This is a genomic window from Enterococcus sp. C63, assembly GCF_040887215.1.
GTDB classification, from domain to species: domain Bacteria; phylum Bacillota; class Bacilli; order Lactobacillales; family Enterococcaceae; genus Enterococcus_B; species Enterococcus_B hirae.
In genome coordinates, this window is the sequence record NZ_JBFOFI010000006.1 from 1 (window position 1) to 25,921 (window position 25,921).

Genomic DNA, 25,921 nt, shown 5'->3' on the forward strand with positions numbered 1-25,921 from the left:
TGCATAAATTAAGAGAAAATAAAAAGTTAGGAATAATCGTATTTGGGATTGTTCCTAGCTTTTTTACAAACAAAGGAATATTAAAACAATGAAGACGGAAAAGCGAGGCATTCCTCCTATTTAGCTGGTTTTTAGTAAAAGATAAAAGGTGACAAAATTAAATATAGTTAACAGGTTGTTTGACGAAGTGAGGCTGCCAAGTAAAAAAATTACACTGAAATTTGCAAACAGTTTAAAGATAGACAGCTGGAAATACAAGTTACGCTACATATCAAAAGACAGTGTGTTAATTCCCCATTTTCTTTTTCTATCCTTTTAGAGAAAAAGGAGTAAATAATCCTCATGCTTCTACTTTTACCATAAAATACAAAAAAGTTAGGCATAAAGCAAGGGGAGAATTGGTCGGAGTAATCTATTCGAGTGAATGCGAACAAATTTTCGGTTTTTGATGAAAAAAAGCAATGAAAATGGTATGATAAAAGAGCATATAATTTTATAAAGCAGTACCTATTTTATAAAAATTATTCAAATAAAGCCGGATAAGGCATAAATTCATCTTGAGTAAAAAGGAGGACACTCGATGGTTAAATTCATCCATGCAGCTGATTTACATATCGATCGCTCTTTTGAAGGACTAGTAAATTTAGATAAATCGGTACAGGAAAAATTATTAGAGGTTAATTTAAAAGTTTTAGCAAATATTGTAGACAAGGCTATAATAAATGAAGTTGATTTTGTTTTACTTGCGGGAGACACCTTCCATCAAAATCGTCCTTCATTAAAAATCCAAAAACATTTTTTTGATCAAATCGAACGATTGAATGAAAAAGAGATTGCTGTCTATTTGACATTTGGAAATCATGATTATTATCAATCAGAGCGCTACTGGTTTACTTTTCCCGAAAATGTCCATTTATTTACTTCGGAAGAGGTAGAAACAAAGACATTTTTATCTAAAAAAGGGGAAAAGGTCGCCATCAGCGGGTTTAGTTATTTACACCAATGGATACAGGGAGATAAAGTTGCTGAATTTCCTTTACGACACTCAGTGGATTATCATATCGGTCTGTATCATGGCGAAATAGGGAGCAATCAGCGGGGAAACTATGCACCTTTTCAGCCGTCTAAAATGCAGGAAAAAGGCTATGATTATTGGGCATTAGGACATATCCATGTGCCAATGTCTTTAAACGAAAAAGAAACAATGAATTATCCAGGGGCACCTCAAGGCCATACCCAAAAAGAGCAGACAGCTAGAAATGTTTTATTGGTTGAATTGACCTCCAGTGAATGCCAGACGATTCCGCTAGAGGTCGCAGAAGTATACTGGGAGAGTAAGACCGTGTCTTTAAAAACTGCTCGGACTACGCAAGACGTGTTACAAGTGATCCAAGAGCAGTTAACTATGGGAAATCCAAAACTGACGTTGTTAGATTTAAAGGTAACAGAGTATCATCACTTGAACCAAGAAGTGATTGATCGAATCTATTCTGGCGAATTACTTGAGTATTTAATGGAAAAAATAGCCAACCTATCTACAAATTTACTTATTTGGCGTATATCTATTAAGGAAGATGAAAGAATGAATCGAGTATCGTTGAAGGTCTCACAGACATTAGTTGACCAACTCTTTGAAACTTATCGGGTAAGTGAAGATTTCCATCAGATTTTAGGTGAGATGTACAGTCATCCTGATGCGGTTCGCTTGATGAATGATTTACCTGAGTATCAGGAAGGTACCTTGACTAAAGCCAAGGCAATACTGGAGCAAGATTTTGTGTTTGAGGAGGAAAGTATATGAGAATCCTTAGAATCGAAATAGCTGCATTTGGTAAGTGGAGACAAAAAACATTTGATTTTATTTCTGGAAATCAATTGATCTACGGTGAAAATGAAGCAGGCAAGTCAACGATTTACCAATTTATTCAGGCTGTATTATTTGGCTTCCCTTCAAAAGGAAAGAAGAAAAAAGACTATACGCCGAAAGATGGGGCTGCCTATGGTGGGAAAATTTGGTTAGAACATCCAGTTCATGGAGAAATACTAGTTGAACGTTACAAACAGCAAAATCGTGGGAAATCCAAAGTCCTTTTTAATGAGCAACAGGGAAGTGATGAATTATTAGAGAAATTACTTTCTCCACTAACAAAGGATTTATTTCAGCAGGTTTTTACTTTTCAACAAGAACAGTTAACTGAACTAGATCATCTACGAGAAAAAGAATTACATGATGCACTGATCTCATTAGGGATTACGGGCAGTTCGTATGTTTTTCAAAAAAGACAAGAATATTATCAGCAAGCCCAACAGCTTTTTAAGAAAAAAGGGCAGAAACTGCTTATCAATCAGAAATTGAATGAGTGGAAGAACCTTCAAGAAAGAGTCCATCAAAAACAAGAGCAGGAATCTTTTTTCGGTGAACTCGTTCGACAAGAACAAGCCTACAGTCAAGATCAAAGAGAGCTACAAAAAAAACTCCAAGAGATAAACGAAAAAATTTCTCAGATCAAGCAGCAAGAGCTGAATTATTCTTTATACGAAGAGTGGCAAACACTTAAAGCCAATACCTTACCACAAGTTCCTGAAGAACAGTTGCTTTTAGACTTAGAGGAATTCACTAAACGCTATCAGCAGATGACGGAACGCCTAGATGAGCTCGAAGCTACTTTAGAAAAACATAGCGGAATGGATCAACAGTCGGCACGATATTATTTCTATTTGGAACAAGAGCAAGTACTAAAAGAATTGCAACAACAGCAAACACAAATTGAATATTGGCTGAATGAATGGCAAAGACTCCAAGTGGAAGAACGAGAAATTGATTCAGAATTAAAAATTTTAGAGCAAAGCTGGCAATGGCAACGGACACAAGAGCCACAAGAATTTTTGCATACTGAAGAGTGGCAACAACTATTTTCTGAAAATCGTTTGTTGAAAGAACAAGTCAATCAATTATCAATCAGATCAGAAATCGTCTTAGAGCAGCAGCGGACGATTGAAGCGGAGATCAACCAATTAGAAGCCACACATCCAGAATTATTACAGTCGGCACCTTCAGAAGTTCGTTCAAAGAACAAAACACCGTTTGCTATTATCGGCGGATTCTTTTTTGTGGTGGGGATCTTCCTACCAATGCCTTGGAAACTAGGAGTCTTTTTATTAGCCTTAGGTACATTGGGGTATTCATTTTATGAAAGGAAATCACTGAATGGTCAGAAAAGTGATTTATCAGAAATCAAAGGTAAGTGGCAAGAAAAACTGGGACAATTAGACAATACGTTAGCCCAAATCGAAGAGATTAATCAAAGTAAAAACAAGCTAGTGATTGAACAACAAAAAATCCAACAAAAAGCTTTCGATTTTACAAAGGTCCATCACTTAGGAACGATGAATACCTTAGAAGCGATGAAGGAATATGGGCATGAAGTATCCGATTATCAAGACTTGTATAGCCGCTTGATCAAGAAACAAGAACGAGCAAATGAGATTCAACAAAAGTTGGTACAGCTTGATCGTCAGTTTGAATTGATTAAGGAATGGTTACCGTTACAAGATAAAGGAATCGCTGAAAAAATGGTGCTTTTAACGAACTTCATCCAAGAAATGGAACAATTGAAATTCGCTAGAAGTTATCAACAAAATACACTATTGAAACAAGAAATCAACCAATTGAAAAAGAAACAAAAAAGTTTGATCGAACACTATAGCGGACAGATGGAACAGGTCGGACTTGCTTATCCATCCGAAGTAGCTGCTTATTTGCAAAAAGCACAACAAACAAAAACACAACTTCAACGACTAAAAGAGTTGGATGAGATTCTCGCGCCACTTTTTCCAAAAAAACGGACACGGGAGCAATTAAGTACTGAACTGTATCATAATCAAGAGAAACAACGGCAGTATCAGTTTGAAGAAAAACAATTGATCGAACAACGTCAGCGGTTAAAGATCCAAATCGAGGAATTACAAAAAGATGGTACGTTGGATGAGATGTACCAAGAAGAAAGTTTATTGAGAGCACAACTGCAACAACTGATGGAACATTGGGGAGGTCTAATGGTCGCTGGGACTTTTTTAGGGGATCTGTCTACAGAAATGAGTGAACGTCAATTACCACAATTATTAAAAGCTGCTGGTCACTATTTAGGAGTCTTAACACAAAATCATTACCAAGAGATTTTATTGAGAAATGATACTTTGACACTAACAGACGGTGTAACTGATTTTCCCATTTATGAATTATCTACAGGAACGAAAGATCAACTGATTATGGCCATGCGCTTTGCCTACCTATCTTTAGAATCAAAACGTTCGATCTGTCCAATCATCATAGATGACGGTTGGTTGCATTATGACCATCAAAGAAAATATCAATTAGCCAAATTGTTAGCTGATTTCGGTCAAAATTATCAAGTTATTTGTTTTTCTTCTGACCAAGAAATGGTAAGCTATTATCAGGAGCTTCAACAATCTGTGAATATATTAAAGGATGTATAAAGAATGAAAAAAATTCGTGAATTAGTTGTCGATGAACAATTTGAATTGTTTGTTTTAATTAAAAATGCTGATGTCAGAGTTGCGAAAAACGGAAAAAAATTTATTGCATTTACTTTTCAAGATACGTCTGGAACGATTGATGGCAAATATTGGGATGCTTCTGAAGAAGAGATCAACAAGTTTACTGCTGGGACAGTTGTTTTCTTAAGTGGGAAGCGGGAAATCTATCAAGGAAACCCACAAGTAAAGATTTTGCATATGCGATTGACTAAACTTGAAGAGCCAAGTGATCCTAGTTTTTATATGGAAAGGGCTCCTTTGAAAAAAGAAGAAATGGAAGAAGAAATCAATCAATTATTATTTGATATAACAAATGCTCATTGGAATCGGATTGTCCGTCATTTACTAAATAAATATCAAAAGCAATTTTTTGAATTTCCCGCAGCAAAACGGAATCATCATGCTTTTGCGAGTGGATTAGCTTACCACACATTGACTATGTTGCATTTAGGTAAAACGATTGCTGATGAATATCCAGAATTGAATCGATCGTTGTTATACGCAGGAATCATTTTACACGATCTCGGAAAAGTGATTGAATTATCTGGACCGATGAGTACGGAATATACTTTAGCTGGTAATCTAGTGGGGCATTTGGTACTAGTAGATGAAGAAATCACGAGAGCATGTATCGCATTGAAAATAAATGAAGCAGATGAAGATGTTTTGGTATTAAGACATATGGTCTTAGCACATCACGGCTTATTAGAATACGGATCGCCTGTTCGACCACGGATCATGGAAGCAGAAATCTTACATCAGATCGATAATCTCGATGCTTCAATGCAAATGATGTTGACGTCGATTCGTCAAACAGAACCTGGAAAATACACTGAACGGATTTTTGGAATGGAAAATCGTAGTTTCTATGTTCCCAAAGAACTATAGATAACTAAAGGCACGTAGCCTAACACGAACTACTTGTGAGCCTACGTGTCTTTATTATTGGAAAATTTATTTTGTTATTGATAAAAATCTACAATAGTGTAAGATTGTAGTCAGATGAGAAACCGTTTTACTAATAGGGGGAAAATAGTTAATGAATCATTATATCCAATCTCTTGGCGTTCAAAGAGATCCGCTATTTTTCTGGGTATTGGGAATTTTCTTCTCAGTATGTTTGTTGTATATGGCTTATAAATTGAGAAACAAATCCAAGATTGCTTTGATTACTTTAACGACTACGGGCGTCTTTATTTGTATTTTTGCTATGTTTGCAACGATCGTTACACTGATGACCAGAATCAGTTACTAAAAATCAGCTCTTTGTCAAAGTGAATAGGTAGCGAAAAAACATCAAAGTCAATCATTTACTTTGGTGTTTTAATCTATGCTTATCTTTTATAAAAAATAAGGTGGAAATTACGATCCTTCTTAGAAATTATAGCGTCAAAAAAAAAACAGACCAGGATAGGTCTGTTTTTTTCATCTTATTTGCTTGATGATTCAGTTGTTGATGATTCAGAAGATTTTGTTGATTCAGTTGTTTTAGATTCAGAAGATTTTGTTGATTTTGTTTTAGACTCAGATGTATTGGTATTAGCTGTTTCCATAGTAAATGGCGTTAATACATTTTTAAAGGCATCATCTGTGACTTTTACATTTTCTTCTTTTAATACTTTAGCGATAATTTCTTTTTGTAGGTCTTGATCACTTTCTTTTGTATCTCGGGCGATTGATTCTAATTGTTTCTTGTATTTATTCATGTCATCGCCTTTATTTTGGTTTTTGACCATTTTTACAACATAATAATCTGTTGAGTATGAAGTTGTATTTGTCGCTGAGATAACGTCAGATACTTGACCGTCTTTTAATTTGAAGGCTGCTTCTTTCACTTCAGTTGGAACATCTGTCGTTTGAGAGTCAAATTTGATTTTTCCGCCATCTTTTTTAGTTGCTTCATCGGTTGATTTTTCTTTTGCCAGTTTCGCAAAATCAGTTCCGTCATCTGCTGATTTTTTCACTTCTTTTGCTTCATCTTCACTGCTTACTTTAATGATTTGTGCTTCAACTTCTGGATGGAAAGTTTTCCAAGCTTCTTTTAAATCTTTTTCTGTCACTTTGACGTTAGCACTTATACCAGCTTTTAATACTAAACTGCTTCTAAGTGCTTGTTTATATGAGTCTTCTGTATAACCAGCTGCTTCTAATTGTGATTTAAAGGTGTCACCGTAAGTTTCTTCATTCTTTTTGTATTCAGCATTGACATCTTTATCCGTTACTTTATCGCCATATTTATTTTCAAAGGCTTTGTAAATAATCATATTTTGAACTAATTGTTGGTTGTTTTGCGTATGTTTTGCTTCATTATAAAAATCTTCAACCGTGATAGTTCCGCCTTTCATTGTGGCGATGTCTTTATTTGTACTACCTGAACAAGCAGCTAATGCTAATACAGCTAGCGCACTAGTTGCAGCTAAAATTATTTTTTTCTTTTTCATTAAAATTGCTCTCCTGTGATTTATTATTATTCTTACAATAATAACTATACCATATCTATTTATTAATAAAAACGTTCTCGTGATAGTTTCAAATAAAATTCAAATTTTGATCACATTCCTAACTAAAAATTAAAAAAACAATAAAATTAAAATCAAAAGTGTTATAAAATTCCGCATTATTGCATGTCTTGTGGCAAATCATTTGTTAATTTTTCAACTTGTTCTTGGATTTGTGCAATTCTTGGTTCTGCTTGAAATTTAAAATTTTCAATATCTTTTTTCATTGATTCTTGAAAAGCGGGGATCAAAGTATTAGCTGTTTCTTTTGTGTCCACTAATGCTTGTTTGAAATTATTAAGACTGTTATTTAAATCATTTGTTAATTCCGTTGCTTCGTCTAGTTCAGCGATCAATTTTTTTCTGGTTTCGTTCCCGCTTCTAGGAGCAAATAACAATCCAGATATAGCTCCAACGGTCGTTCCAAAAACGATTCCTTTTAAAAAGTTTTTAATCAATGTTCTTCACCTGCTTTACAATGGTATGTTGAATTTGTTGCAATTCTTCCGCACTATATTCTGACTGATGGTTACCAAAGTGGATCGAAAAATCATCTTCTTTACTATAGCGAGGGACCAAATGGACATGTGAATGAAATACAGATTGATAAGCCAATTCACGGTTATTATTCAAGATATTCAGTCCTTGCATCTCAGGAAAAGCTTCTTCAATTGAACGAGCGATTTTAGGGATACGTGAAAAGACATCAGCTGCTAGTACTTCGTCATATTCAAAAATATCAGAAACGTGTTGTTTTGGAATAACTAGTGTGTGTCCTTTTGTCGCTTGGGATATATCTAAAAATGCATAGACTTTTTCGTCTTCATAGATTTTATAACTAGGGATTTCTTGCTTAATAATTTTACAAAAGATACAGTTTTCCATAGGAAACATCCTTTCCATCAAAAATATTATTTATGTTAACTTTACCATATGTTCAAAGATTTGTATGAAAAAAAATAAATTGACTTCGTTTTCTTCATGGTATAATAAAAACAATCGAACGACGGAGGAAAAATTATGAGTCTAATTGTGGAACATGTAACAGGTGGCTATGGACATCTACCTGTTTTAAAAGATATTAGTTTTAGTGTACAGCCTGGCGAAATGGTGGGATTGATCGGTTTAAATGGCGCTGGAAAAAGTACAACGATCAAACATATCATTGGCCTCTTAGAACAAAAAAAAGGATCTATCACGATTAATGATCTGAGTTTGAAAAAAAATACTGAAGAATACCGAAAACAAATCGGTTTTATACCTGAAACGCCTTCTTTATATGAAGAACTAACTTTAAGAGAACATATCGAAGTGACTGCGATGGCGTATGATATTCCAATCGATATAGCGATGCAACGAGCTGAGAAATTGTTACATACGTTTCGTTTAGAGAATCGTTTGGAATGGTTGCCAGCCAATTTTTCAAAAGGGATGAAACAAAAGGTGATGATCTTGTGTGCTTTCTTGATCGAGCCTTCTTTGTACATTATTGATGAGCCTTTTTTAGGATTAGATCCATTAGCAATCAATGCTCTTTTAGAACTAATGGTAGAAATGAAAAATGAAGGTTCAGGGATCTTGATGTCTACGCATATTTTAGCTACGGCAGAAAAATATTGTGATCGTTTTGTAGTTCTGCACAATGGAGAAATACGTGCAGATGGAACCTTAAAAGACTTACAGGAGGAATTCCGACTACCTGATTCTTCTCTGGATGAAATTTATATCTCCTTGACAAAGGAGCAGGATCATGAATAATTTCTTTCAATTGCGATTAGCAAAACACCAGAAAAAAATGATGAAGTATTTGCGTTATGTACTAAATGATCATTTTGTATTGGTTTGCTTATTTCTATTTGGCGGAGTCGGCTTTTACTATTCAAACTGGTTAAAAACGTTAACGACTCCTTTTCAAATGGGTGGGATTATCCTTACGATCTTTTGGTTTATTTGTTTGTTTTTTGGTAAATTTGCCACTTTCACGCAAGCGGCCGATCTGGTTTTTCTACTACCGAAAGAAAAGGAGATGCATCAGTATCTCCAACGAGCTTTTCTTTATTCCAGTCTATTTCCTTTTCTGTTCTTAGGACTAGCTTGTGGCTTTTCAATGCCCCTCGTGGTTGTGACAACCGGGCAGCCTTTTTCTTTTTATTTCGTTTATTTACTGATTCTCTGGGGATTGAAGAGTAGTCAACTACAAATCAAACGAGTGGAGCTTTTCCGAATTGAAGAGAAAAAATTGATGGTATGGAAAGCTTCTTGGTATCTTTCGACATTGCTGATCTTGTTGCTTACGGTCTATGGATGGCTCTGGCTTGGATTGTTAGCTATGTTGATTCAATTAAATATTTACTTTTGGTTTTTATGGAAAAATATGACGTATCGGTTGGATTGGGAAAAAATGATACAAAAAGAAGAGCAACGTTTACATCAAATCTATCAATTCATCAATCTTTTTACTGACGTGCCGGAAATCACTTCTAAAGTCAAAAGAAGAAGGTATTTAGACCCGTTGCTTCAACATACGAAGAAAACGAAAGATAATACTTATTATTATCTTTATGTCAGAAGATTTATTAGAGGTTCTGATTTCAGTGGTCTTTTCTTACGCTTAGTGTTGATTGGAAGTATCTTGATTGCAGGTATTGACGATGTTTATTTTATAACTGCTATTGGGGCGCTTTTTATCTATTTGATCGGATTCCAAGTGATTCCTTTATACAATCAATTTCGTTACATGACACTTGTCCAACTTTATCCAATCACGGAAAAGCAAAAAGAAGTTGCGCTGCAAAAGTTATTGTTAAATCTTTTGCTGATTGCCGCTAGTCTTTTTGGATTGATTGGTGCGATCGTATTAAATGGGCTAGACAAACTTATACCGATTATCAGTTATTTGATCGTCATCGGCTTGTTTATTAAAATCTATACACCGACTCGGATCAAGAAAATGAACGAATAAAAGAGGTGAAAAAACGAGAGAATAAGGCAGATTTGCTTTTTCTCTCGTTTTTTTGATAAAAGATGGTTTTTTAGAGAGGAATACAGGAAAAAAGAACGTATATGTGCTTGACGTTCGGGGCTTAGGCGACTAGAATAATAAGTACTGCAAATCATAGAGTTTAGAGGACGGGAGAATGCATGATGGAGTTTCAGTTAGACCAAGAATGGCGTTTACGCCCAATCAAAGGTGATACGGGAAAAACATACATAGGCATGCGCGATGAAGATAAGGTCTTTATTAAACGCAATACGACTCCAATGCTTGCTGCACTATCCCGAGAAGGAATTACACCAAAACTGGTATGGACGAAACGGACAGGAAATGGCGATACCTTAACAGCACAGGAATGGCTAGAAGGACGTTTATTAACTCCGACCGAGATCGGCCAGCGAAATGATGTTATTGATGTCTTGTATCATTTGCATCATTCTGCTTCACTTAAAACGATGTTGACTCGGATCGGTGGTAGAGTGATGACACCAGAAAAAATGTTGCAACAATATGAACTGGAGTTACCTGAGACACTCAGAAAGAATCGATTTTTACAAATCGTTCACCAGTTTTTGCGTCAACAAATTCCACAGATGGATAAAGAGAACTTTGCAGTTGTACACGGAGATGTCAATCATCGGAACTGGTTAGTGTGCAAAAATTATTTGTATCTAGTTGATTGGGATTCAATTATGTTTGCTGATCCAGCGGTGGATATTGCCACGATTTTAGGGAATTATGTTCCATTATCTAATTGGAATCAATGGCTCGTTACTTATGGGATTCGCCCAACGGATGAGATATTAGAAAAATTACATTGGTATGCTGCGATGAATCTTTTACAAGAGATTACCCGATATTGTCAGCGTGAAGATCATCGACGAATGAATGAAGAGATCTTACAGTTGAAGAGAATTTTTAGTGGTTGAGCAAAGAGTCAAAAAGAATGAGTACGGTGTACGAATAAAGCATTTATTGTCGATTATTTATTCAGAGTTAAGATCAGAAGAGTAGAACATCACTTGTCTGATCTTTATTTTTTTAGGAAAGAAAGGAATGGAGTTTTCATGCGTGTACGTAATCGCCCAGGTGCTGCTGAAATGCTAGCAGCGCATCCAGATCTAGTAATAAGTGAACCAACCAAGTGGAGAGGTAAGTGGAACGAACTATTTGGCAATGAGCAGCCGATCCATATTGAAATTGGTATGGGAAAAGGTCAGTTTATCACAGGAATGGCTAAGGCTCATCCTGAAATCAATTATATCGGGGTAGAAATGCAAGTCAGCGTTGTATCAATTGCTTTAGATAAATTAATTGAACAACCATTACCAAATTTAAAACTATTGCATGTTGATGGTTCAGCGTTGACGGAATATTTTGCAGATAGTGAGATTGATCAAATCTATTTGAACTTTTCTGATCCGTGGCCTAAAAAAAGACATGAAAAACGCCGGTTAACGTATCATACATTTTTAGCGGTGGATGAACAAATTCTACGCCCTAAAGGAGAAATCCATTTTAAAACAGATAACCAAGGACTATTTGAATATTCATTAGCTAGTTTTTCTCAATACGGCATGATCATCAAACAAGTATGGTTAGATTTACATCAAAGTAAATATGAAGGAAATATCATGACTGAATACGAAGAAAAATTTTCTTCAAGAGGTCAAAGAATCTATCGTGTTGAAGCTCAATTTCCAGATAAAACGAAGAAATAATGACTTCATTTAATAAAAAGCAACCGAAACATTTTTGTTTCGGTTGCTTTTTTGGTTGTAGATGCAGCTGTTCGAGCAAGGAAAAATTGTAGGACAAAATATTTTCGTATTTATTTTATATAGAAGGTTCAATCAAGTTAAATTTAGAAAATGAAAATAAGCCTTTATCTGTGATCTTTAATTCGGGGATGACAGATAATGTTAAAAATGAAAGTGTTAAAAATGGATCGAATGATTGACTGGCACCTAACGCATGTGCTTCTTTAGTTAAGGAAACTAACTGCTCATTCACAGCTAAAAAAGGTTCTTGAGACATTAAGCCACCGATTGGTAAGGGTAAACAAGCCAACTCTTGACCATCTGCAACAGCGATCATTCCGCCACCTTTTTTGATTAATTGGTTTGCTGCTATTAACATATCTTCGTCATTCGTTCCCACCACGACGATGTTATGGGAATCATGCGCAACAGTTGTTGCAAGAGCTCCTTTCTTTAGTTGAAATCCCTTAACGATCCCAACGCCAACATTTCCTGTTCGATGGTGACGTTCGATCACAGCAATTTTTAGTTGGTCGTTGGCAATTGAAGGAACAAAGACACCGTTTTTTGTGTCTACTTCTACGAGACAATCATTGGTCAATAAACTATTAGGAATGACTTCGATCATGTGGGCTTTTTCAGTACAAAGTGGTAAAGCAAAAGAATCGACCGTTAATGGTCTCACATCCATTTTTGGTAATTTTTGAGCATAAGTATTTTTTTGTCTCGGAAATTGTTCCAGATTCAATTGTGCATCCTCTACCACGATTTTTCCATTAGAAAAGACAGTATTGATTGGAAGGGTCGTTAAATCATTGGTTAAGAAGAAATCAGCTTGATAGCCAGGTGCGATGGCGCCTAGCTGACTAAAGCCAAAACATTCGGCAGCGTTTAGTGTGGCCATTTGAATAGCTTGTAATGGTTCCATTCCTAAATGGATTGCTTGGCGTATGATGTGATCGATAGAGCCTTCTGCAACCAGATCATCGATCAGTTTATCATCCGTGACAAATAAACAACGTCGTGAATTTTCTGGTGTTACAACGGGAAGGAGTGCTTCGAGGTCTTTTGCAACTGTCCCTTCTCGAATCATTAAATACATCCCTAAAGCTAGACGTTCTTTTGCTTCTTGTGCGTTAGTCGCTTCATGGTCGGTTTTTATACCAGCCGTCAAATAGACGTTTAGCTCATCTCCTTGAATACCAGCTGCATGACCATCGATTTTCATATTTTTCTCATGCATCAATTGTAATTTATCAATGATGGTTTTTTCGTTATTTGCAACAGCTTGGTAGTTCATCACTTCAGCAAGTCCCAACACTTCAGGACGATCAAGAAAAGGAATGAATGATTGGGCGTCTAGCACTGCGCCGCTTGTTTCAAAAGGTGTTACAGGAACGCAGGATGGCAGCATGATAAAAATATTCATTGGTACGGATTGGGCGTCTTCAATCATAAAATCAAGCCCAATACTTCCTGCTACGTTTCCTATTTCATGAGGATCAGTAATTACCGAGGTGACGCCATGTAATAAAGAAATTTTTGCAAACTCGCTTGGAGATAAAAGTGAACTTTCAATATGCACATGCCCATCAATAAGTCCTGGTACGAGGTATTGATTTTTTGCATCATAGATTTCTTTGCCTTCGTATTGACCGATCCCCACGATTTTACCGTCACAAATCGCAACATCACCGGTTAGGATTTCTTTTGTAAAAACGTTGACGATTTGTGCATGTTTGATTACCAGATCAGCTGGTTCTTTTTTCCCAGCGACTAAAATATGCTTTGTTCGTAATGATTCCACCATGTTCCCTCCAAAATAAATTTTTAATAGTATAACATAAATTCGGATTTTGCCCATCTTTTAGCATTTAATGATACAAAAATAAAATAGTATTAGAAAAAAGACGTATGTTTTTTATGGAGGGGATAAGATGGATATAAAGGAGATATCAGATGATCTCATTAATGAAAGTTATAAAAAACGTGTTCAAGATATCTATATAATGCCTAATCAAACTGATTTCAATATTTATTACCGCTATAGTAAAAAACGAACATTCCAAAAAAGTATTGCATCAGATATTGGACAACAATTAATCTCACGCTTTAAATATTTAGGAGAGATGGATATCGGTGAGAGAAGAAAAGCGCAATTAGGTGCAATGACTTACGTCTTAAAAGAAAAAGAGGTCAGACTGAGACTGTCTTCTGTAGGTGATTACTTACAAAGAGAAAGTTTGGTGATTCGATTACTTTATGATTTGTCTGAAAAACAGTTCCGCTGTTTTTGTCCTGAGGATTTAAAGGTGATCAATGAGCGGAGTAAAAAGCGTGGGCTCTATTTGTTCAGCGGACCAGTTGGATCAGGAAAAACTTCTTTGATGTACTATTTGGCACAAGACAAAGAGGTACAAGTAATTACAATAGAGGACCCAGTAGAAATTGAAGAAACAGCCTTTTTACAATTACAAGTAAACGACAAAATCGAACAAACGTATGAGGAATTGCTGAAGCTTGCGTTACGTCATCGTCCAGATTTATTGATCATTGGAGAAATCAGAGATAGCAAGACAGCGAATGTAGCAATTCGAGCAGCGTTGACAGGTCACCGTGTATTTGCGACGGTTCATGCCCGCCATTTAGATGGAACAGAAGCGAGAATTCTTGAATTAGTTGGCAGAAGCGATGAGTTTTTTGAATGTTTATCTGGCGTAATCTACCAAGAAATCCTTTTAGACCAAACACAAGCAGCAGCGGCTTTATGGGGTTACAACTTTACCTACAATGATTTTGAGAGGAAAGGGTGGGACCAAAGCTATGAAGAAGCAAAAAATAGTCGCTGGCGATCGTTTGCCTTCTAAGAAAATGTCACTGAACCATCAAGCAAAGTATATTCGACTGATGGGGGAGTTACTTGACCATGGATTTAGCATTCAAGAAGCAACGGAAATATTATTGAAAATTACACCCGTCCCCCATATTTATTTACAGCAAGGACACCGCTTATTGCAAGAAGGACATTCTTTTTATGAGGTTCTACAAGCATTGGGTTTTACTCAAGACAAGCTTGTGCAAATCGAGTTAGCCAGTACGCATGGGAATTTGATCCAAACATTGAATGGGATGGCAGAACAATTTCGTCTCGTAGCAGAATTTCGAAAAGAATTAAAAAAGATGATCAGTTATCCGTGTTTACTGTGTTTGTTTTTATTAGGGATCTTAGTTGCATTACGCCAATTTATTTTGCCACAGTTATTAACTTCGGAAATGGTCATGGATACGCATTGGGGAATCCGATTTTTGCAGTCCTTTCATTGGTATGTTCTTCTTGTTTTACTGTCTGTTGGTTTATTATGTCTGTTTATCAAGATCAGGCTCCTAAAAATGGATATGATTCAACGAGGGGAATGGTTCAGCAACAAACCATTGATTGGTTCGCTTTTTTCCCTCTACCAGTCTTCTTATATCGCTTTAGAATTTGGAAAATTATTCTACGAGGGATTAGAATTGCGCCAAATCATTTTTTGTTTGAAAGAAACAAAACAAGGGAGTTTGATCCAACTATTAGCATTTCGTCTGACAAAAGGGTTAGAATCAGGAATTTCTTTAGCACAGCAGTTTGAGACTTATTCATTTTTAACGGCTGAATTTAGTCAAATCGTTTTACAAGGGGAAGCAAAAGGAAACTTAGGTAAAGAACTTTTGTTTTACAGTAAATTAGCAAGACAGCATTTTTTCCAAAAGGTGAACCGTGGACTTTCATGGATACAGCCAGTCCTTTTTCTAGGAATTGCCAGCTTGATTCTATTGATTTATGCAGCAATTTTACTGCCAGTTTATGGCAACATTGAGGAGGTTTTATTATGAAATATCTAGTCAATTTCAGACGAAAACAATTAAGGAATGTTGAAAGTTTTACGTTGATCGAAATGCTGATCGTCTTATTAGTAATCAGCGCATTAGTTCTCTTGTTCATCCCTAATATTTCCCGCTATCGAGATCATGTCAATCGAGAAGGCAAACAAGCAGTGATGCAATTGGTCGATGCTCAAAAAGAATTGTACTCTTTGCAAAATAATGGGAAAGTCCCAACGATCGCAGAACTCTTAAAGGAGGGATATATAAAGCAAGAACATGCAGATGCCTATAACCAAAAATAAACCAATTTGCCTTACTGGTTATACTTTGATTGAAACCTTATTTGTTTTGACGATCACTTTAGGATTATTTCTATTCCCTTCACTTTCAGTCTCAGCTTGGCAAAAGCAGATGACAATAGAGCAATTTTTTGCACAATTTGAAAGTCGGATATATGCCACGCAGAAAATAGCCATTGTCAGCCAACAAGCTACAAGAATCTTTTACGATCAATCAAAGAATCAAATTGTTTTTGACGTACCCAATCCAAATCTCGGTTGGTCAACTTTAGAGGTGCCAGATGAAATTACTGTCCAACAGATGGAAAAGCTCATATTCGCTGCGGGAACCGGCAACGAAAGTTCATTGCAAGCCTATCGGTTCTATTGGACAAATAAAAGACAAACAATCGTTTATCAATTTCAGCTAGGGAGTGGCCGATATATTAAAAAAATCGAATAGACATGCTTTTATTCTATTAGAAACAGTAATAGCTTTATCCATTACCTTATCGTGTATCTTTCTTGTCAGTCAGGGGAATTTGTATTTATTAACTGCAGAAAAGCAAAATAATCAGGAAATCTTATTACTTCGCAGACTATATGAAGATGTAAAAACCTACCGAATGTATGAACAAATACCGAACCGAACGTTAAATGGACCAGATAGTCAGACAACCATAACCGCTAAAAAGAAAAAGATCGAAAAAGTGAAGCTCACACAAGGAGACAAAGTGATTGAGATTACCAAAATACCAGAATAAAGCTGCCTTTACACTGATTGAATGTTTGATTTCGCTTGCCATTTTAAGTGCTGTTTTACTTTCAATCAGTCTTTTAATCACGCAAACAACGAAAGTGGAACAATATTTACAACGAAAGGATCAAAAAGAGTGGCTGATTTTTTTAGCTCAGTTTGAAGAAGAAATAAAAAAAGGAAAAAATGTCGTCATTAAAGATAACCGTATTTATTATGAGATGGAAGAGAAAACCTATTTATTTGAGCAATATCATGCGTTGATACGTAAACGAGAAGTATCAGGGGGACACCAACCTGTGTTAACACAAGTCAAGCATTGGGAAGTGAGAGATTCTACTGCAGCTATCACATTTTTAATCGAATTTATAAACGGAGAGAAGTATGAGGGGATTTGGACCAAGCCACTATCATAAAAAGCATAACAAGGGGTTCAGTAGTAATATCTTATTCTCAACCTTACTATTGTTTTTAGTTTGTAGTTCATTATTGTCGATCATTGTACAAACTTATCGCTCGACAGTAGATTTGAACCAACGCATCAAAAATTATTATGTAGCAAAAATAATCAAACAAATGGTTTTATCTGAAAGTAACGAGTTGAAAGAACAGGGAATGTATCAATATAATTTAGGAAAGGCTCATTACAAAAGAAAAGCGAATCAGCTAACGATCGAAATTCAGATCGAATCTCAGCATTTTCAGTTCATAGAAATGCTTAACAGTGATACAGAAAGTAACACAGAAAGTGAGTGAATCCATGAAAACGCACTCTTTTCTGTGTTACCGCTGTTTACATAACGTTTATGTTTTTTATTTCACAAACAAAAAAGTGTGAAAACGATTGAAATTTTGCTCATAGTTCGTTAAAATTAAACAGGTAAAATAATTGTTATAATATATCTAGAAATGAGGTGCACCATGTTACCAGAAAAAATGGAACAGGGGTTTGAACAAAACCTAAAAGCGATTCAGCTTTTACAAAATGCATTGGGAACTTCCTTTTTAGAAGCCTATGTCGAAAATGCTGAAAACTTAATCGACAACTATCAAGTACGAGTGGTAGATGGAGTACCGTCTGAAGAAATCAAGCAACAGATTTCTGCTTTGTATAAAGAACTCAGTCAACTTTCCTTTGAACCAGAAGAGTGGCGCCGTCTGTCACAACTACTGTTACTAAAGGGGAGTCAGACAGAACATCTTCAAGCGAACCATCAACTTACTCCAGATAGTATTGGTTTTTTATTTGTCTTTTTAATTGAACAGCTATTCACAAATAAAGAAGAGCCAATCAAGATTTTGGACATTGCAGCAGGAATGGGCAACTTGTTATTAACAGTTCTTTTAAACCTATCAAGTGCGGGATACCAAGCGGAAGGGATGGGTGTAGATATTGACGATACGTTATTAGCGGTTGCTGCTTCAACAAGTGATCTGACTCAGGCGAATGTTCAATATTTTCACCAAGATGGCTTACAAGAATTACTGATTGATCCAGTGGATGTAGCTATCAGCGATTTACCGATTGGTTATTATCCGAATGATCAAAAAGCAAAAGAGTTTTTAACAAGCACCACACAAGGGCATAGTTATGCCCATCATCTGCTATTAGAACAGGCAATGAAGTATGTCAAACCAGATGGATTCGGTCTGTTTTTGATGCCAAGTAACTTCTTAGAAACAGAACAAAGTGAAGAAGTCAAAAGATGGTTTAAAGAAGAAGGATATCTTCAAGGAATGATCCAATTACCAGATGAATTATTCCGTAACAAGCAATCACAAAAAAGTATTTTGATCTTGCAGAAAAAAGGAACAAAGGCAAAACAAGCACAAGAAGTATTACTTGTAAAACTTGATTCACTAAAGAAACCAGAGAAGGTGACTGAATTTTTTAAAGAATTTGAAACATGGAAATCGTCTTCTCTTTAATCACGCACTAAGAAGGAGAATTATATGTCTAAAACAATTGCTATCAACGCTGGAAGTTCAAGTTTAAAATGGCAGCTATATCAAATGCCAGAAGAAACCGTAATTGCTAAAGGAATTGTCGAAAGAATCGGTTTAGAAGATTCAATTTTTACGATCAAATATGGTGAAGATCAAAAATTTGAGAAAATCATGGACATCGATGACCATGAAGTAGCAGTAAAAATGTTGTTAGATCAACTGATTGCATTACAAATCTTAAGTTCTTACGATGAAATCACTGGGGTAGGACATCGTGTCGTTCATGGTGGAGAAACTTATGCTGATTCTGTAATCGTGGATGAAGCTGTGATGGATCGCATTGAAGAATTAGCAGAGTTTGCACCATTGCATAACCCTGCTAACTTAATGGGTATCAAAGCATTTAAAAAAATCTTACCTGATATCCAAAGTGTGGCTGTGTTTGACACGTCATTCCACGCAACAATGCCAAAAAGCAGTTATTTGTATAGCTTACCTGTTTCTTACTATGAAGATTTCAAAGTAAGAAAATATGGCTTCCATGGTACAAGTCATCGCTATGTAGCAGAACGTGCGGCTAAGATGTTAGAGAAACCAATCGAAGAGTTGAAATTGATCACTTGTCACTTAGGGAATGGTGTTTCAATTACGGCAGTAGATGGTGGAAAATCAGTTGATACTTCGATGGGATTCACACCACTGGCAGGTGTAACAATGGGAACACGCTCAGGGGACATCGATCCAGCTGTTTTACCTTATCTAATGGAAAAATTAGAGATTGATATTGATGAAATGGTCAACATTTTAAACAAAAAATCAGGTTTGTTAGGTCTAACAGGTTTATCAAGTGATATGCGTGATCTTGAGAAAAACTATGAACAAGAGCATATCCATTTGGCATATGACATCTTTGTAGACCGTATCCGTAAATATATTGGTGGATATGTGACAACGATGAACGGCGTTGACGCAATTGTTTTCACTGCTGGAATTGGTGAAAATGATGGGCACGTCCGTAGTGAAATCATTAAAGGCATGACATGGTTTGGTTGTGAAATTGATCCTGAAATGAATAAAAAACGTGGGGAAGAATTAGATATCTCCACAAAAGATTCAAAAGTCAAAGTACTTGTCATTCCAACTGATGAAGAATTGATGATCGCTCGTGACGTGGAACGTTTACGTAAATAAATATTCTAATGAAATAGTTGTTAGCCTTTTTTAGGTATGAAATAGTGTAGCGAACGTATCATAATTTTAAGAATAAATTTTTTCCGAAGTGAACATTGTTCACTTCGTTTTTTTGTTTTGTCTATAAAAAGTGATTGATTGAAAAAAAGAAATGTTCTTTTTTAAATCAATAAAAAATATAGAAATAAAATAAAGTATTATGAAAAAAAGGGAGGAGATTGAATTGAGAAAAACAAATCGATTAACGATAACGATTATGAGTGTACTAATATTAGCTAATTCATCTATAACTGCCAGTCCATTTGTATACGCAGAACAAAATGAAGTCTCAGGAAAGAAAACAATGAAAAGTGAAATCAGCCAGGCAAATATTTCAGGTGAACATTCAGATGTGAAACAAACGAACATTCCTAATGATCAAAACGTTAAGAAAGCGACTGAGGCAGTGAAACTTCTGTTTGATGAAACAGGAGCAAAAACAAGTAATACCCAAGCAAAAATTAATGAAGTAAAGCTACAAGTAATGGAATTAACAGAAAGTGTACAAAAAACAAAATTATTTGAAAAAATTGTTCAAGCGCAAGAAATGTATGATTCAAAACAGACTAAAATGACAAATTCTAAAGAAAAAAATGGACAAAAAGAATTTGACGAAAAAACTCCTTCCTGTACAATCGACCCCTATATTTATGGAAATGTATACATGACTGGTGCTTACGAAGGGGAAATCAATCAATTTAAACTGATTGTTGGCGATAAAGAATATACCCCAGGTTTTACTTTGTTACCAAATAATCAGTTCAAACTTTATATTGGAAAGAAAATTCCGCCTTCAATTTTTTCAGTCACAGTAAAAATCTTTGATAAAAAAGGAAAAGAGACAAGTTCTCAAAACGTTTCAGTTCAAGCACCGAAACTCACCATTAACAATTACACATTAGGAGAAAACTATGTCAAAGGTGAGTTTATTGGTGATGTTGCTAAATTTAAATTGAGGGTGGGGACCACAGGAAGCACGAAAGAATACACTCCAGGTTTTAGACGATTAGCGAATAATCAATTTGAAGTCTATGCGAAAGATAAAATATTACGTGGAAGTAAAAGAGTCGTTTTGGTTGCTCTGAATTCAGAAGGAGATTTGTTAAAATCTGGTTTAGTTAGAGTCCAATCTCCCTACTTAGATATAAATGACTATAAATTAGGAAATGAATATATTACAGGTACCTATGCTGGGGCAGTAAAGAAATTTAAGTTAGTAGTGGATGGAAAAGAGTATTTTCCAGGATTTAAATTGTTAAAGGATAATCAATTTGAAGTCTACGCGAAAAACAAGGTATCGGCGCTAACTAAATCTATTACTTTGATTAGTTTAGATGAACAAGGAAAAGAAATCGTTAGTAAGCAAGTGGTTTTCATTGATTCAACGAATAAAGACTGACTATTTTTATAGCTGAAGCATTAACGACTCGTATAAAAAGTTACTTGAATAGAAATAGAAGAACAGCCAGTGTCACAAACAAAAATTTTTTTACCGAAGTGAGTAACTTTAACATTGTTTTTTATTTTATAAAATAGTCTATTTAAAAAAATGACATTTTTTTTTAAATAATTAAAAAAAATAGCGAGCCCGAATAGGTTATTATTTCCTTAAATCAAATAAACAAAAAAGGGTGGTTTTTAATTGAAAAAGGGGAACTTGAAAAAGAATTTAGTGTCGTTTTCAACTACGAGTGCATTAGTATTATCTAGTTTATCTGGAGTAGTGACACCAATGGTCCATGCAGATCAAAATGGGGCGGGAGAAGGCATCACTATTACTACTTCGGAAAAAAATGAGAAAAAAGAAGAAGCAAATCAATCAAATCAATCAAGTCAGGCGAGTGAAACAAGTCAAACACACGCTTCAGAAGAAAAAGAAAATAAAAAAGTAGAAGAAACAACAACATCTTCCACTACAAAAGAACAGAACGCATCAAGTGTGCCAGTACCGGAACAGAAGAATACACTTGCAGATGAAGTGATTCAACATGCTACTGATGCAGTCAATAATCTATTTGATGGAAATGGAGCAAAAGTAGGCAATACTAAAGCTCAAATTGATGCGGCGAAACAACAAGTCGAAAGCTTACCAGATAGTGATCAAAAAACAGCGTTGTTGGAAAAAGTCAATCAAGCACAAAAAGCATACGATACATTGATGCAAAAATGGCAAGTTGCGAATGAGACGATGGATAAACACTTTATTGATGGAGATATCGGTAATCCTAAAGGTAGTTTTACAACAGAAGAAATGATCGATCTTGCAGAAAAACTAGGTGAACTTCCTTATATAAACATTCCATTTTTAGAAGGCTATACGACCAATGAATTGCATGAAAAATACGATCAGTTAATTGCTGTATCAAACGCAACGCCAGTGGTGGATCGTCTGTTTTTTAATGGTAAACCAAGTACAAACAATACTCAAAATGATATTAATACTGCATTGAATCTTGTCCACCGTCTTGTGGATGTACCTTATAAAGACAGACTGTTAGCGAAAGTACAAGAAGCACAAGAAGCTTATAATGATGCGCACATTATTGTACTTCCTAAAGGAAATAAATAGGCGAATTGATGACAAAGAAATATTTTTATCATGAAATCGATTAGGTTAGAAAAAATGATTGATTGGATAAATAATCTAAAAAAGAGCTTGGAACAAAAGAACGTGCCAAGCTCTTTAGCATATGTAAAAATAAATAAAAGCGGTTGTGACATACTTTTGTCACAACCGCTTGTTTAGTAATTAATCATTCTTTTTCAGGTAATTTATTCTCTAAATCAGTACGTACCACTAGAACATCACAAGTGGCGTTACGAATCACATATTCTGAAACAGAACCAATAAATAGACGTTCAACAGCATTCAATCCTGTTGCACCTAACATGATTAAATCTACATGGTTATCCTCAGGAATTTCTTTAGCGATGATTTGTTTCGGCGAGCCGTATTCAATCACGGTAGTAACATTGTTCAATCCCGCTTTTTTAGCATTTGCTTCATAATCAGCTAGCGTTTGCTTCGCCATTTCAGTTGCTTGCTCTGCCAACATGCCATCAAATGATGAAACGGTTTGGAAAGAACGAGTATCAATCACGTGTGCTAATAAAAGTTCTCCATTATTTCTGATAGCAACGTTTACGGCTTTTTTAAAAGCTAATTCAGCTTCATCAGAGCCATCTACGGCAACCATAATTTTTTTGTACTGTTGTAACATAAGCATTCACTCCTTCAGATAAATCAATCATTTATAATTCTATTGTAAAACAAGTTGAACAAAAAGAGAATTATTTACTGTTTGGTTTGACCATTTTCCGAGCGAAAGTAAAACTGAAGACAGAAGCAACAATAATGACCAAGAGCAGGTAAGCCAAAGCAATAAATCGTTGATTGAAGAAGGCGACAAAAATACCTAACACCCCTAGGAAAGCGTAAATGGCACCATAGAATTGTAAATAGCCACGATTTTTTTCTGTTTCTTCTATTAATACGAAAAAGATGGGTTGTTTTTTTAATAAATAATAGCTAACAAATAATAATAATAATGCGGCAATGCCCATTAAAAGTTGAATCATAGAAATTCCTCCAAAAGTCTAAAGATTGGTCAAATAATATTTTTCAAGGGATCTACTCGAAAAAAAAGGAGCTGTACCAAGTAATTGGCATAGCCCCTTAATCTTCAAAAAATGGTAATCTCCGTTAATGCCGTTGTTCGTCCTGTAGTATTGATCCCGCGAATTTAAGCAGGTGGGTCCCACGGTCGTAGCCTCGAACTACCAAATGATAAGGCATGTTACCAGCAGTGACACAAGACGGGTCCCAAGATATCAATAAAAATGTTCGGTCAACACACAAAGAGGACAATTCGAACATCACAGATTTCCCACCTCTATAGTAGCATATGGAAATAAAAAGAGCAATGAGAGCGCTCATGGAAAATCAAGTCTATGTCGTTGGCTTATTGCCTCCTGATTTTTTCCATTCTTTGATTCGCTGATATTGTTGCCCAAGCGCTTGTTCATATTTTCCTGTAGTCTTCGGATGATAATAAGACGCTTGTTTTAATTTGTCGGGTAAATATTGTTGGTTCACCCAGGCTTGATCAAAATTGTGAGGGTATTGATAACCAATCCCACGATTCAATGCCTTGGCTCCTTGGTAATGACTGTCTCGTAAATGATCGGGCACTTCGCCAGCGTTGCCTGAGCGGATATCAGCAATCGCTTCATCTAAAGCGGCATAAGCAGAATTTGATTTAGGAGAGAGACAAAGATCAACTACGGCATCTGCTAAAGGAATCCTTGCTTCGGGAAGTCCTAGACGTTCAGCAGCTAAGACAGCATTGACAGTTCTAGCTGCGGCAGCAGGGTTTCCTAGACCAATATCTTCATAACCAATCACCATCAAGCGCCGACAGATACTTGCCAGGTCACCAGCTTCAACCAAACGGGCTAAATAATGAAGTGCTGCATCAACATCGCTTCCTCGGATCGATTTTTGAAATGCTGAAATCACGTCATAGTGAGCATCTCCATCTTTATCATGAGTAAGTGCTTTTCGTTGGATACATTCTTCAACGATCGTTAGAGTTAAGTGAATGATCCCCTGTTCATTTGGCTCGGTCGAACGAGCCGCTAATTCCAAGCCGTTGAGTGTGCTTCGAAGATCGCCGTTCGTTGCCCGTGATAGATGAAGCAAAGCGTTTTCGTCTAATTCAATAGCTAGATTACCAAGCCCACGCTCTTTATCACTTAGAGCTGATCGAACCGCTTGCTGGATATCTAATTCGTTTAAGGGTTTTACTTCAAAAATCTGTGTTCGACTGCGAATAGCAGGATTAATCGTGATATAGGGGTTTTCAGTTGTTGCGCCAATCATGATGATCCGTCCATTTTCCAGATGAGGGAGCAAAAAATCTTGTTTCGTTTTATCAAGACGATGGATTTCATCAAGTAAGAGAATGACAGTGCCACTCATCTTGGCTTCTTCGGCAACTACTTGTAAGTCTTTCTTGGAATCAGTTGCTGCATTGAGCATGCGAAAGGCAAATTTGGTTGAGCCAGCAATCGCACTAGCAATACTGGTTTTACCAGTTCCTGGTGGACCATATAAAATCATGGAAGACAACATTTTGGCATCAACCATTCGCCGAATAATTTTTCCTTCACCAACTAAATGTTCTTGTCCTACGACTTCATCGATCGTTCGTGGACGCATCCGATAAGCTAAAGGTTGCTGCATAAAACGGCCTCCTTTTTTTATTTTTCGTTCGTTAATTATACCATACATTAGGACAATTCACTTTATGGTAACGCTAATTTAGAACGCCGTAAACCGTAAAGTGAAAGGAAACGAGTTTACTCATATTCAGGCTAAGTTTAACAGAGAGGATCTTTATTGAAAGGACTGGGGGACTTTTAAAATAAAGCACCAGTTTCCTCGTTTATTCTGATTTGAGGTAAAATAAAGGGAGTGAAGACATAGATGGCTTGGAGGAGGAGAAAAATGAAAGCGACACGATTATTGAGTGAAACATTGTTACGAGCACAAGAACGGTTTGAAGAAACGTTAGACCAGCTAGATGTAGCAGAAGCAAATACGATGCCGGCACCTTTGATCAAATCAGTAACTTGGCTGATCTGGCATACTGCTCGAGAATTAGACCTTCAAATATCCGATTTGAAAAATAGTGAACCACTGTGGTTTAGTCAAGACTGGTCTGGAAAATTTGCATTAGATCTGCCTGATGATACGCAAGATTGGCAACACACACCTGCGGAAGCAAAAAAAGTCGTCGTAACAGACAAAAAACTACTTACAGATTATTTAGCTAATAGTGTTTCATTGACGATTGAGTACTTGGAACAAGTGGATGAAGGAACACTTGATGAAGTCATTGATTCCAACTGGACACCTCCTGTCACACGTGAAGATCGTCTCGTGTCGATCATTGATGATGCAGTGATGCATTCTGGTCAGGGGATCTATACTCGCCGACTGGTGATCGGTAAATAATGAATGCTAAACCTTG

The 25,921-nt window shown here is 36.0% G+C and carries 27 protein-coding genes and 1 other RNA gene; 20 read left to right on the forward strand and 8 right to left on the reverse strand.

Annotation, left to right across the window (positions count from 1 at the left end):
• The first annotated feature begins 580 nt into the window (after positions 1 to 580).
• From AB3H90_RS09560 to AB3H90_RS09575, 4 genes are all read left to right on the forward strand, one after another.
• Positions 581 to 1,801 (forward strand): DNA repair exonuclease, encoded by a 1,221-nt coding sequence (locus AB3H90_RS09560; protein WP_088745263.1) that lies wholly within the window; start codon positions 581 to 583, stop codon positions 1,799 to 1,801.
• The gene (locus AB3H90_RS09565; RefSeq protein WP_368016641.1) at positions 1,798 to 4,497 is read left to right on the forward strand and encodes an AAA family ATPase; all 2,700 of its coding nucleotides are present in this window, start codon (positions 1,798 to 1,800) and stop codon (positions 4,495 to 4,497) included. Before AB3H90_RS09560 ends, AB3H90_RS09565 begins: the two co-directional genes overlap by 4 nt.
• 3 nt (positions 4,498 to 4,500) lie before the next feature.
• Positions 4,501 to 5,445, forward strand: a complete 945-nt coding sequence (locus AB3H90_RS09570) for a 3'-5' exoribonuclease YhaM family protein (protein WP_010720909.1) — start codon at positions 4,501 to 4,503, stop codon at positions 5,443 to 5,445.
• A 151-nt stretch (positions 5,446 to 5,596) separates the two neighbouring features.
• The gene (locus tag AB3H90_RS09575) at positions 5,597 to 5,812 is read left to right on the forward strand and encodes a hypothetical protein (protein WP_010720908.1); all 216 of its coding nucleotides are present in this window, start codon (positions 5,597 to 5,599) and stop codon (positions 5,810 to 5,812) included.
• 175 nt (positions 5,813 to 5,987) lie between these two features.
• Here the strand turns inward: AB3H90_RS09575 and AB3H90_RS09580 are convergent, their stop codons facing one another.
• The 3 genes from AB3H90_RS09580 to AB3H90_RS09590 form a co-directional block, all read right to left on the reverse strand.
• Entirely contained in the window at positions 5,988 to 6,998 is a 1,011-nt protein-coding gene (locus AB3H90_RS09580) for a peptidylprolyl isomerase (RefSeq protein ID WP_178306374.1), read from the reverse strand.
• A gap of 176 nt (positions 6,999 to 7,174) precedes the next feature.
• Entirely contained in the window at positions 7,175 to 7,513 is a 339-nt protein-coding gene (locus AB3H90_RS09585; RefSeq protein ID WP_010720906.1) for a YtxH domain-containing protein, read from the reverse strand.
• Positions 7,506 to 7,940 carry an HIT family protein gene (locus AB3H90_RS09590; protein ID WP_010720905.1) on the reverse strand — a complete coding sequence of 145 codons (435 nt, stop codon included), beginning with the start codon at positions 7,938 to 7,940 and terminating at the stop codon, positions 7,506 to 7,508. The genes AB3H90_RS09585 and AB3H90_RS09590 overlap by 8 nt, the downstream gene beginning before the upstream one ends.
• Positions 7,941 to 8,075: 135 nt before the next feature.
• Here AB3H90_RS09590 and AB3H90_RS09595 point away from each other — a divergent pair, with 135 nt between their 5' ends.
• The 4 genes from AB3H90_RS09595 (at position 8,076) to trmB (ending at position 11,771) form a co-directional block, all read left to right on the forward strand.
• Positions 8,076 to 8,813 carry an ABC transporter ATP-binding protein gene (locus tag AB3H90_RS09595; RefSeq protein ID WP_010720904.1) on the forward strand — a complete coding sequence of 246 codons (738 nt, stop codon included), beginning with the start codon at positions 8,076 to 8,078 and terminating at the stop codon, positions 8,811 to 8,813.
• The gene (locus AB3H90_RS09600; protein WP_207496530.1) at positions 8,806 to 10,017 is read left to right on the forward strand and encodes an ABC transporter permease; all 1,212 of its coding nucleotides are present in this window, start codon (positions 8,806 to 8,808) and stop codon (positions 10,015 to 10,017) included. The genes AB3H90_RS09595 and AB3H90_RS09600 overlap by 8 nt, the downstream gene beginning before the upstream one ends.
• Positions 10,018 to 10,196: 179 nt before the next feature.
• A complete protein-coding gene (locus AB3H90_RS09605; RefSeq protein ID WP_010720902.1) occupies positions 10,197 to 10,979 on the forward strand; it encodes a phosphotransferase family protein in 783 nt (260 codons plus the stop codon).
• Between the two features lie 138 nt (positions 10,980 to 11,117).
• Complete coding sequence (gene trmB / locus AB3H90_RS09610) at positions 11,118 to 11,771, forward strand: tRNA (guanosine(46)-N7)-methyltransferase TrmB (protein WP_010720901.1); 654 nt, start codon at positions 11,118 to 11,120, stop codon at positions 11,769 to 11,771.
• 115 nt (positions 11,772 to 11,886) lie between these two features.
• On the opposite strand, the gene ade is transcribed toward trmB, so the two are convergent.
• A complete protein-coding gene (gene ade, locus AB3H90_RS09615) occupies positions 11,887 to 13,617 on the reverse strand; it encodes an adenine deaminase (protein ID WP_368016642.1) in 1,731 nt (576 codons plus the stop codon).
• A gap of 130 nt (positions 13,618 to 13,747) precedes the next feature.
• On the opposite strand from ade, the gene comGA reads away from it, so the two are divergent.
• From comGA to AB3H90_RS09670, 11 genes are all read left to right on the forward strand, one after another.
• Complete coding sequence (gene comGA, locus AB3H90_RS09620) at positions 13,748 to 14,677, forward strand: competence type IV pilus ATPase ComGA (protein WP_010737071.1); 930 nt, start codon at positions 13,748 to 13,750, stop codon at positions 14,675 to 14,677.
• A complete protein-coding gene (gene comGB, locus AB3H90_RS09625; protein WP_181915122.1) occupies positions 14,634 to 15,683 on the forward strand; it encodes a competence type IV pilus assembly protein ComGB in 1,050 nt (349 codons plus the stop codon). Before comGA ends, comGB begins: the two co-directional genes overlap by 44 nt.
• Complete coding sequence (gene comGC / locus AB3H90_RS09630) at positions 15,680 to 15,976, forward strand: competence type IV pilus major pilin ComGC (protein WP_063627553.1); 297 nt, start codon at positions 15,680 to 15,682, stop codon at positions 15,974 to 15,976. Before comGB ends, comGC begins: the two co-directional genes overlap by 4 nt.
• Positions 15,951 to 16,415, forward strand: coding sequence for a competence type IV pilus minor pilin ComGD (comGD, locus tag AB3H90_RS09635; protein WP_178287183.1), 465 nt, complete (start codon positions 15,951 to 15,953; stop codon positions 16,413 to 16,415). The genes comGC and comGD overlap by 26 nt, the downstream gene beginning before the upstream one ends.
• Positions 16,416 to 16,494: 79 nt before the next feature.
• The gene (locus AB3H90_RS09640; RefSeq protein ID WP_242690586.1) at positions 16,495 to 16,716 is read left to right on the forward strand and encodes a hypothetical protein; all 222 of its coding nucleotides are present in this window, start codon (positions 16,495 to 16,497) and stop codon (positions 16,714 to 16,716) included.
• Positions 16,691 to 17,125, forward strand: coding sequence for a competence type IV pilus minor pilin ComGF (gene comGF, locus AB3H90_RS09645; protein ID WP_207428578.1), 435 nt, complete (start codon positions 16,691 to 16,693; stop codon positions 17,123 to 17,125). The genes AB3H90_RS09640 and comGF overlap by 26 nt, the downstream gene beginning before the upstream one ends.
• Entirely contained in the window at positions 17,094 to 17,465 is a 372-nt protein-coding gene (gene comGG, locus AB3H90_RS09650) for a competence type IV pilus minor pilin ComGG (protein ID WP_368016643.1), read from the forward strand. Before comGF ends, comGG begins: the two co-directional genes overlap by 32 nt.
• A 165-nt stretch (positions 17,466 to 17,630) precedes the next feature.
• On the forward strand, positions 17,631 to 18,638 hold the full coding sequence (locus tag AB3H90_RS09655; RefSeq protein WP_010720892.1) for a class I SAM-dependent methyltransferase: 1,008 nt from the start codon (positions 17,631 to 17,633) through the stop codon (positions 18,636 to 18,638).
• A gap of 24 nt (positions 18,639 to 18,662) precedes the next feature.
• Positions 18,663 to 19,847, forward strand: a complete 1,185-nt coding sequence (locus AB3H90_RS09660; RefSeq protein WP_010737077.1) for an acetate/propionate family kinase — start codon at positions 18,663 to 18,665, stop codon at positions 19,845 to 19,847.
• Positions 19,848 to 20,070: 223 nt separating this feature from the next.
• Complete coding sequence (locus AB3H90_RS09665) at positions 20,071 to 21,285, forward strand: immunoglobulin-like domain-containing protein (protein WP_094940556.1); 1,215 nt, start codon at positions 20,071 to 20,073, stop codon at positions 21,283 to 21,285.
• A 243-nt stretch (positions 21,286 to 21,528) separates the two neighbouring features.
• Positions 21,529 to 22,455, forward strand: coding sequence for a toxin Cry1Ac domain D-VI-related protein (locus AB3H90_RS09670; protein WP_368016644.1), 927 nt, complete (start codon positions 21,529 to 21,531; stop codon positions 22,453 to 22,455).
• Positions 22,456 to 22,639: 184 nt separating this feature from the next.
• Here AB3H90_RS09670 and AB3H90_RS09675 read toward each other — a convergent pair whose 3' ends face one another.
• From AB3H90_RS09675 to AB3H90_RS09690, 4 genes are all read right to left on the reverse strand, one after another.
• The gene (locus AB3H90_RS09675; RefSeq protein ID WP_010720888.1) at positions 22,640 to 23,107 is read right to left on the reverse strand and encodes a universal stress protein; all 468 of its coding nucleotides are present in this window, start codon (positions 23,105 to 23,107) and stop codon (positions 22,640 to 22,642) included.
• Positions 23,108 to 23,177: 70 nt separating this feature from the next.
• Positions 23,178 to 23,465, reverse strand: coding sequence for a hypothetical protein (locus tag AB3H90_RS09680; protein ID WP_010720887.1), 288 nt, complete (start codon positions 23,463 to 23,465; stop codon positions 23,178 to 23,180).
• 114 nt (positions 23,466 to 23,579) lie between these two features.
• Positions 23,580 to 23,774, reverse strand: a non-coding RNA gene (gene ssrS / locus AB3H90_RS09685) — 6S RNA.
• A gap of 61 nt (positions 23,775 to 23,835) precedes the next feature.
• The gene (locus tag AB3H90_RS09690; protein ID WP_010720886.1) at positions 23,836 to 25,131 is read right to left on the reverse strand and encodes a replication-associated recombination protein A; all 1,296 of its coding nucleotides are present in this window, start codon (positions 25,129 to 25,131) and stop codon (positions 23,836 to 23,838) included.
• A gap of 264 nt (positions 25,132 to 25,395) precedes the next feature.
• On the opposite strand from AB3H90_RS09690, the gene AB3H90_RS09695 reads away from it, so the two are divergent.
• A complete protein-coding gene (locus tag AB3H90_RS09695; protein WP_010737081.1) occupies positions 25,396 to 25,905 on the forward strand; it encodes a DinB family protein in 510 nt (169 codons plus the stop codon).
• Positions 25,906 to 25,921 lie beyond the last annotated feature (16 nt).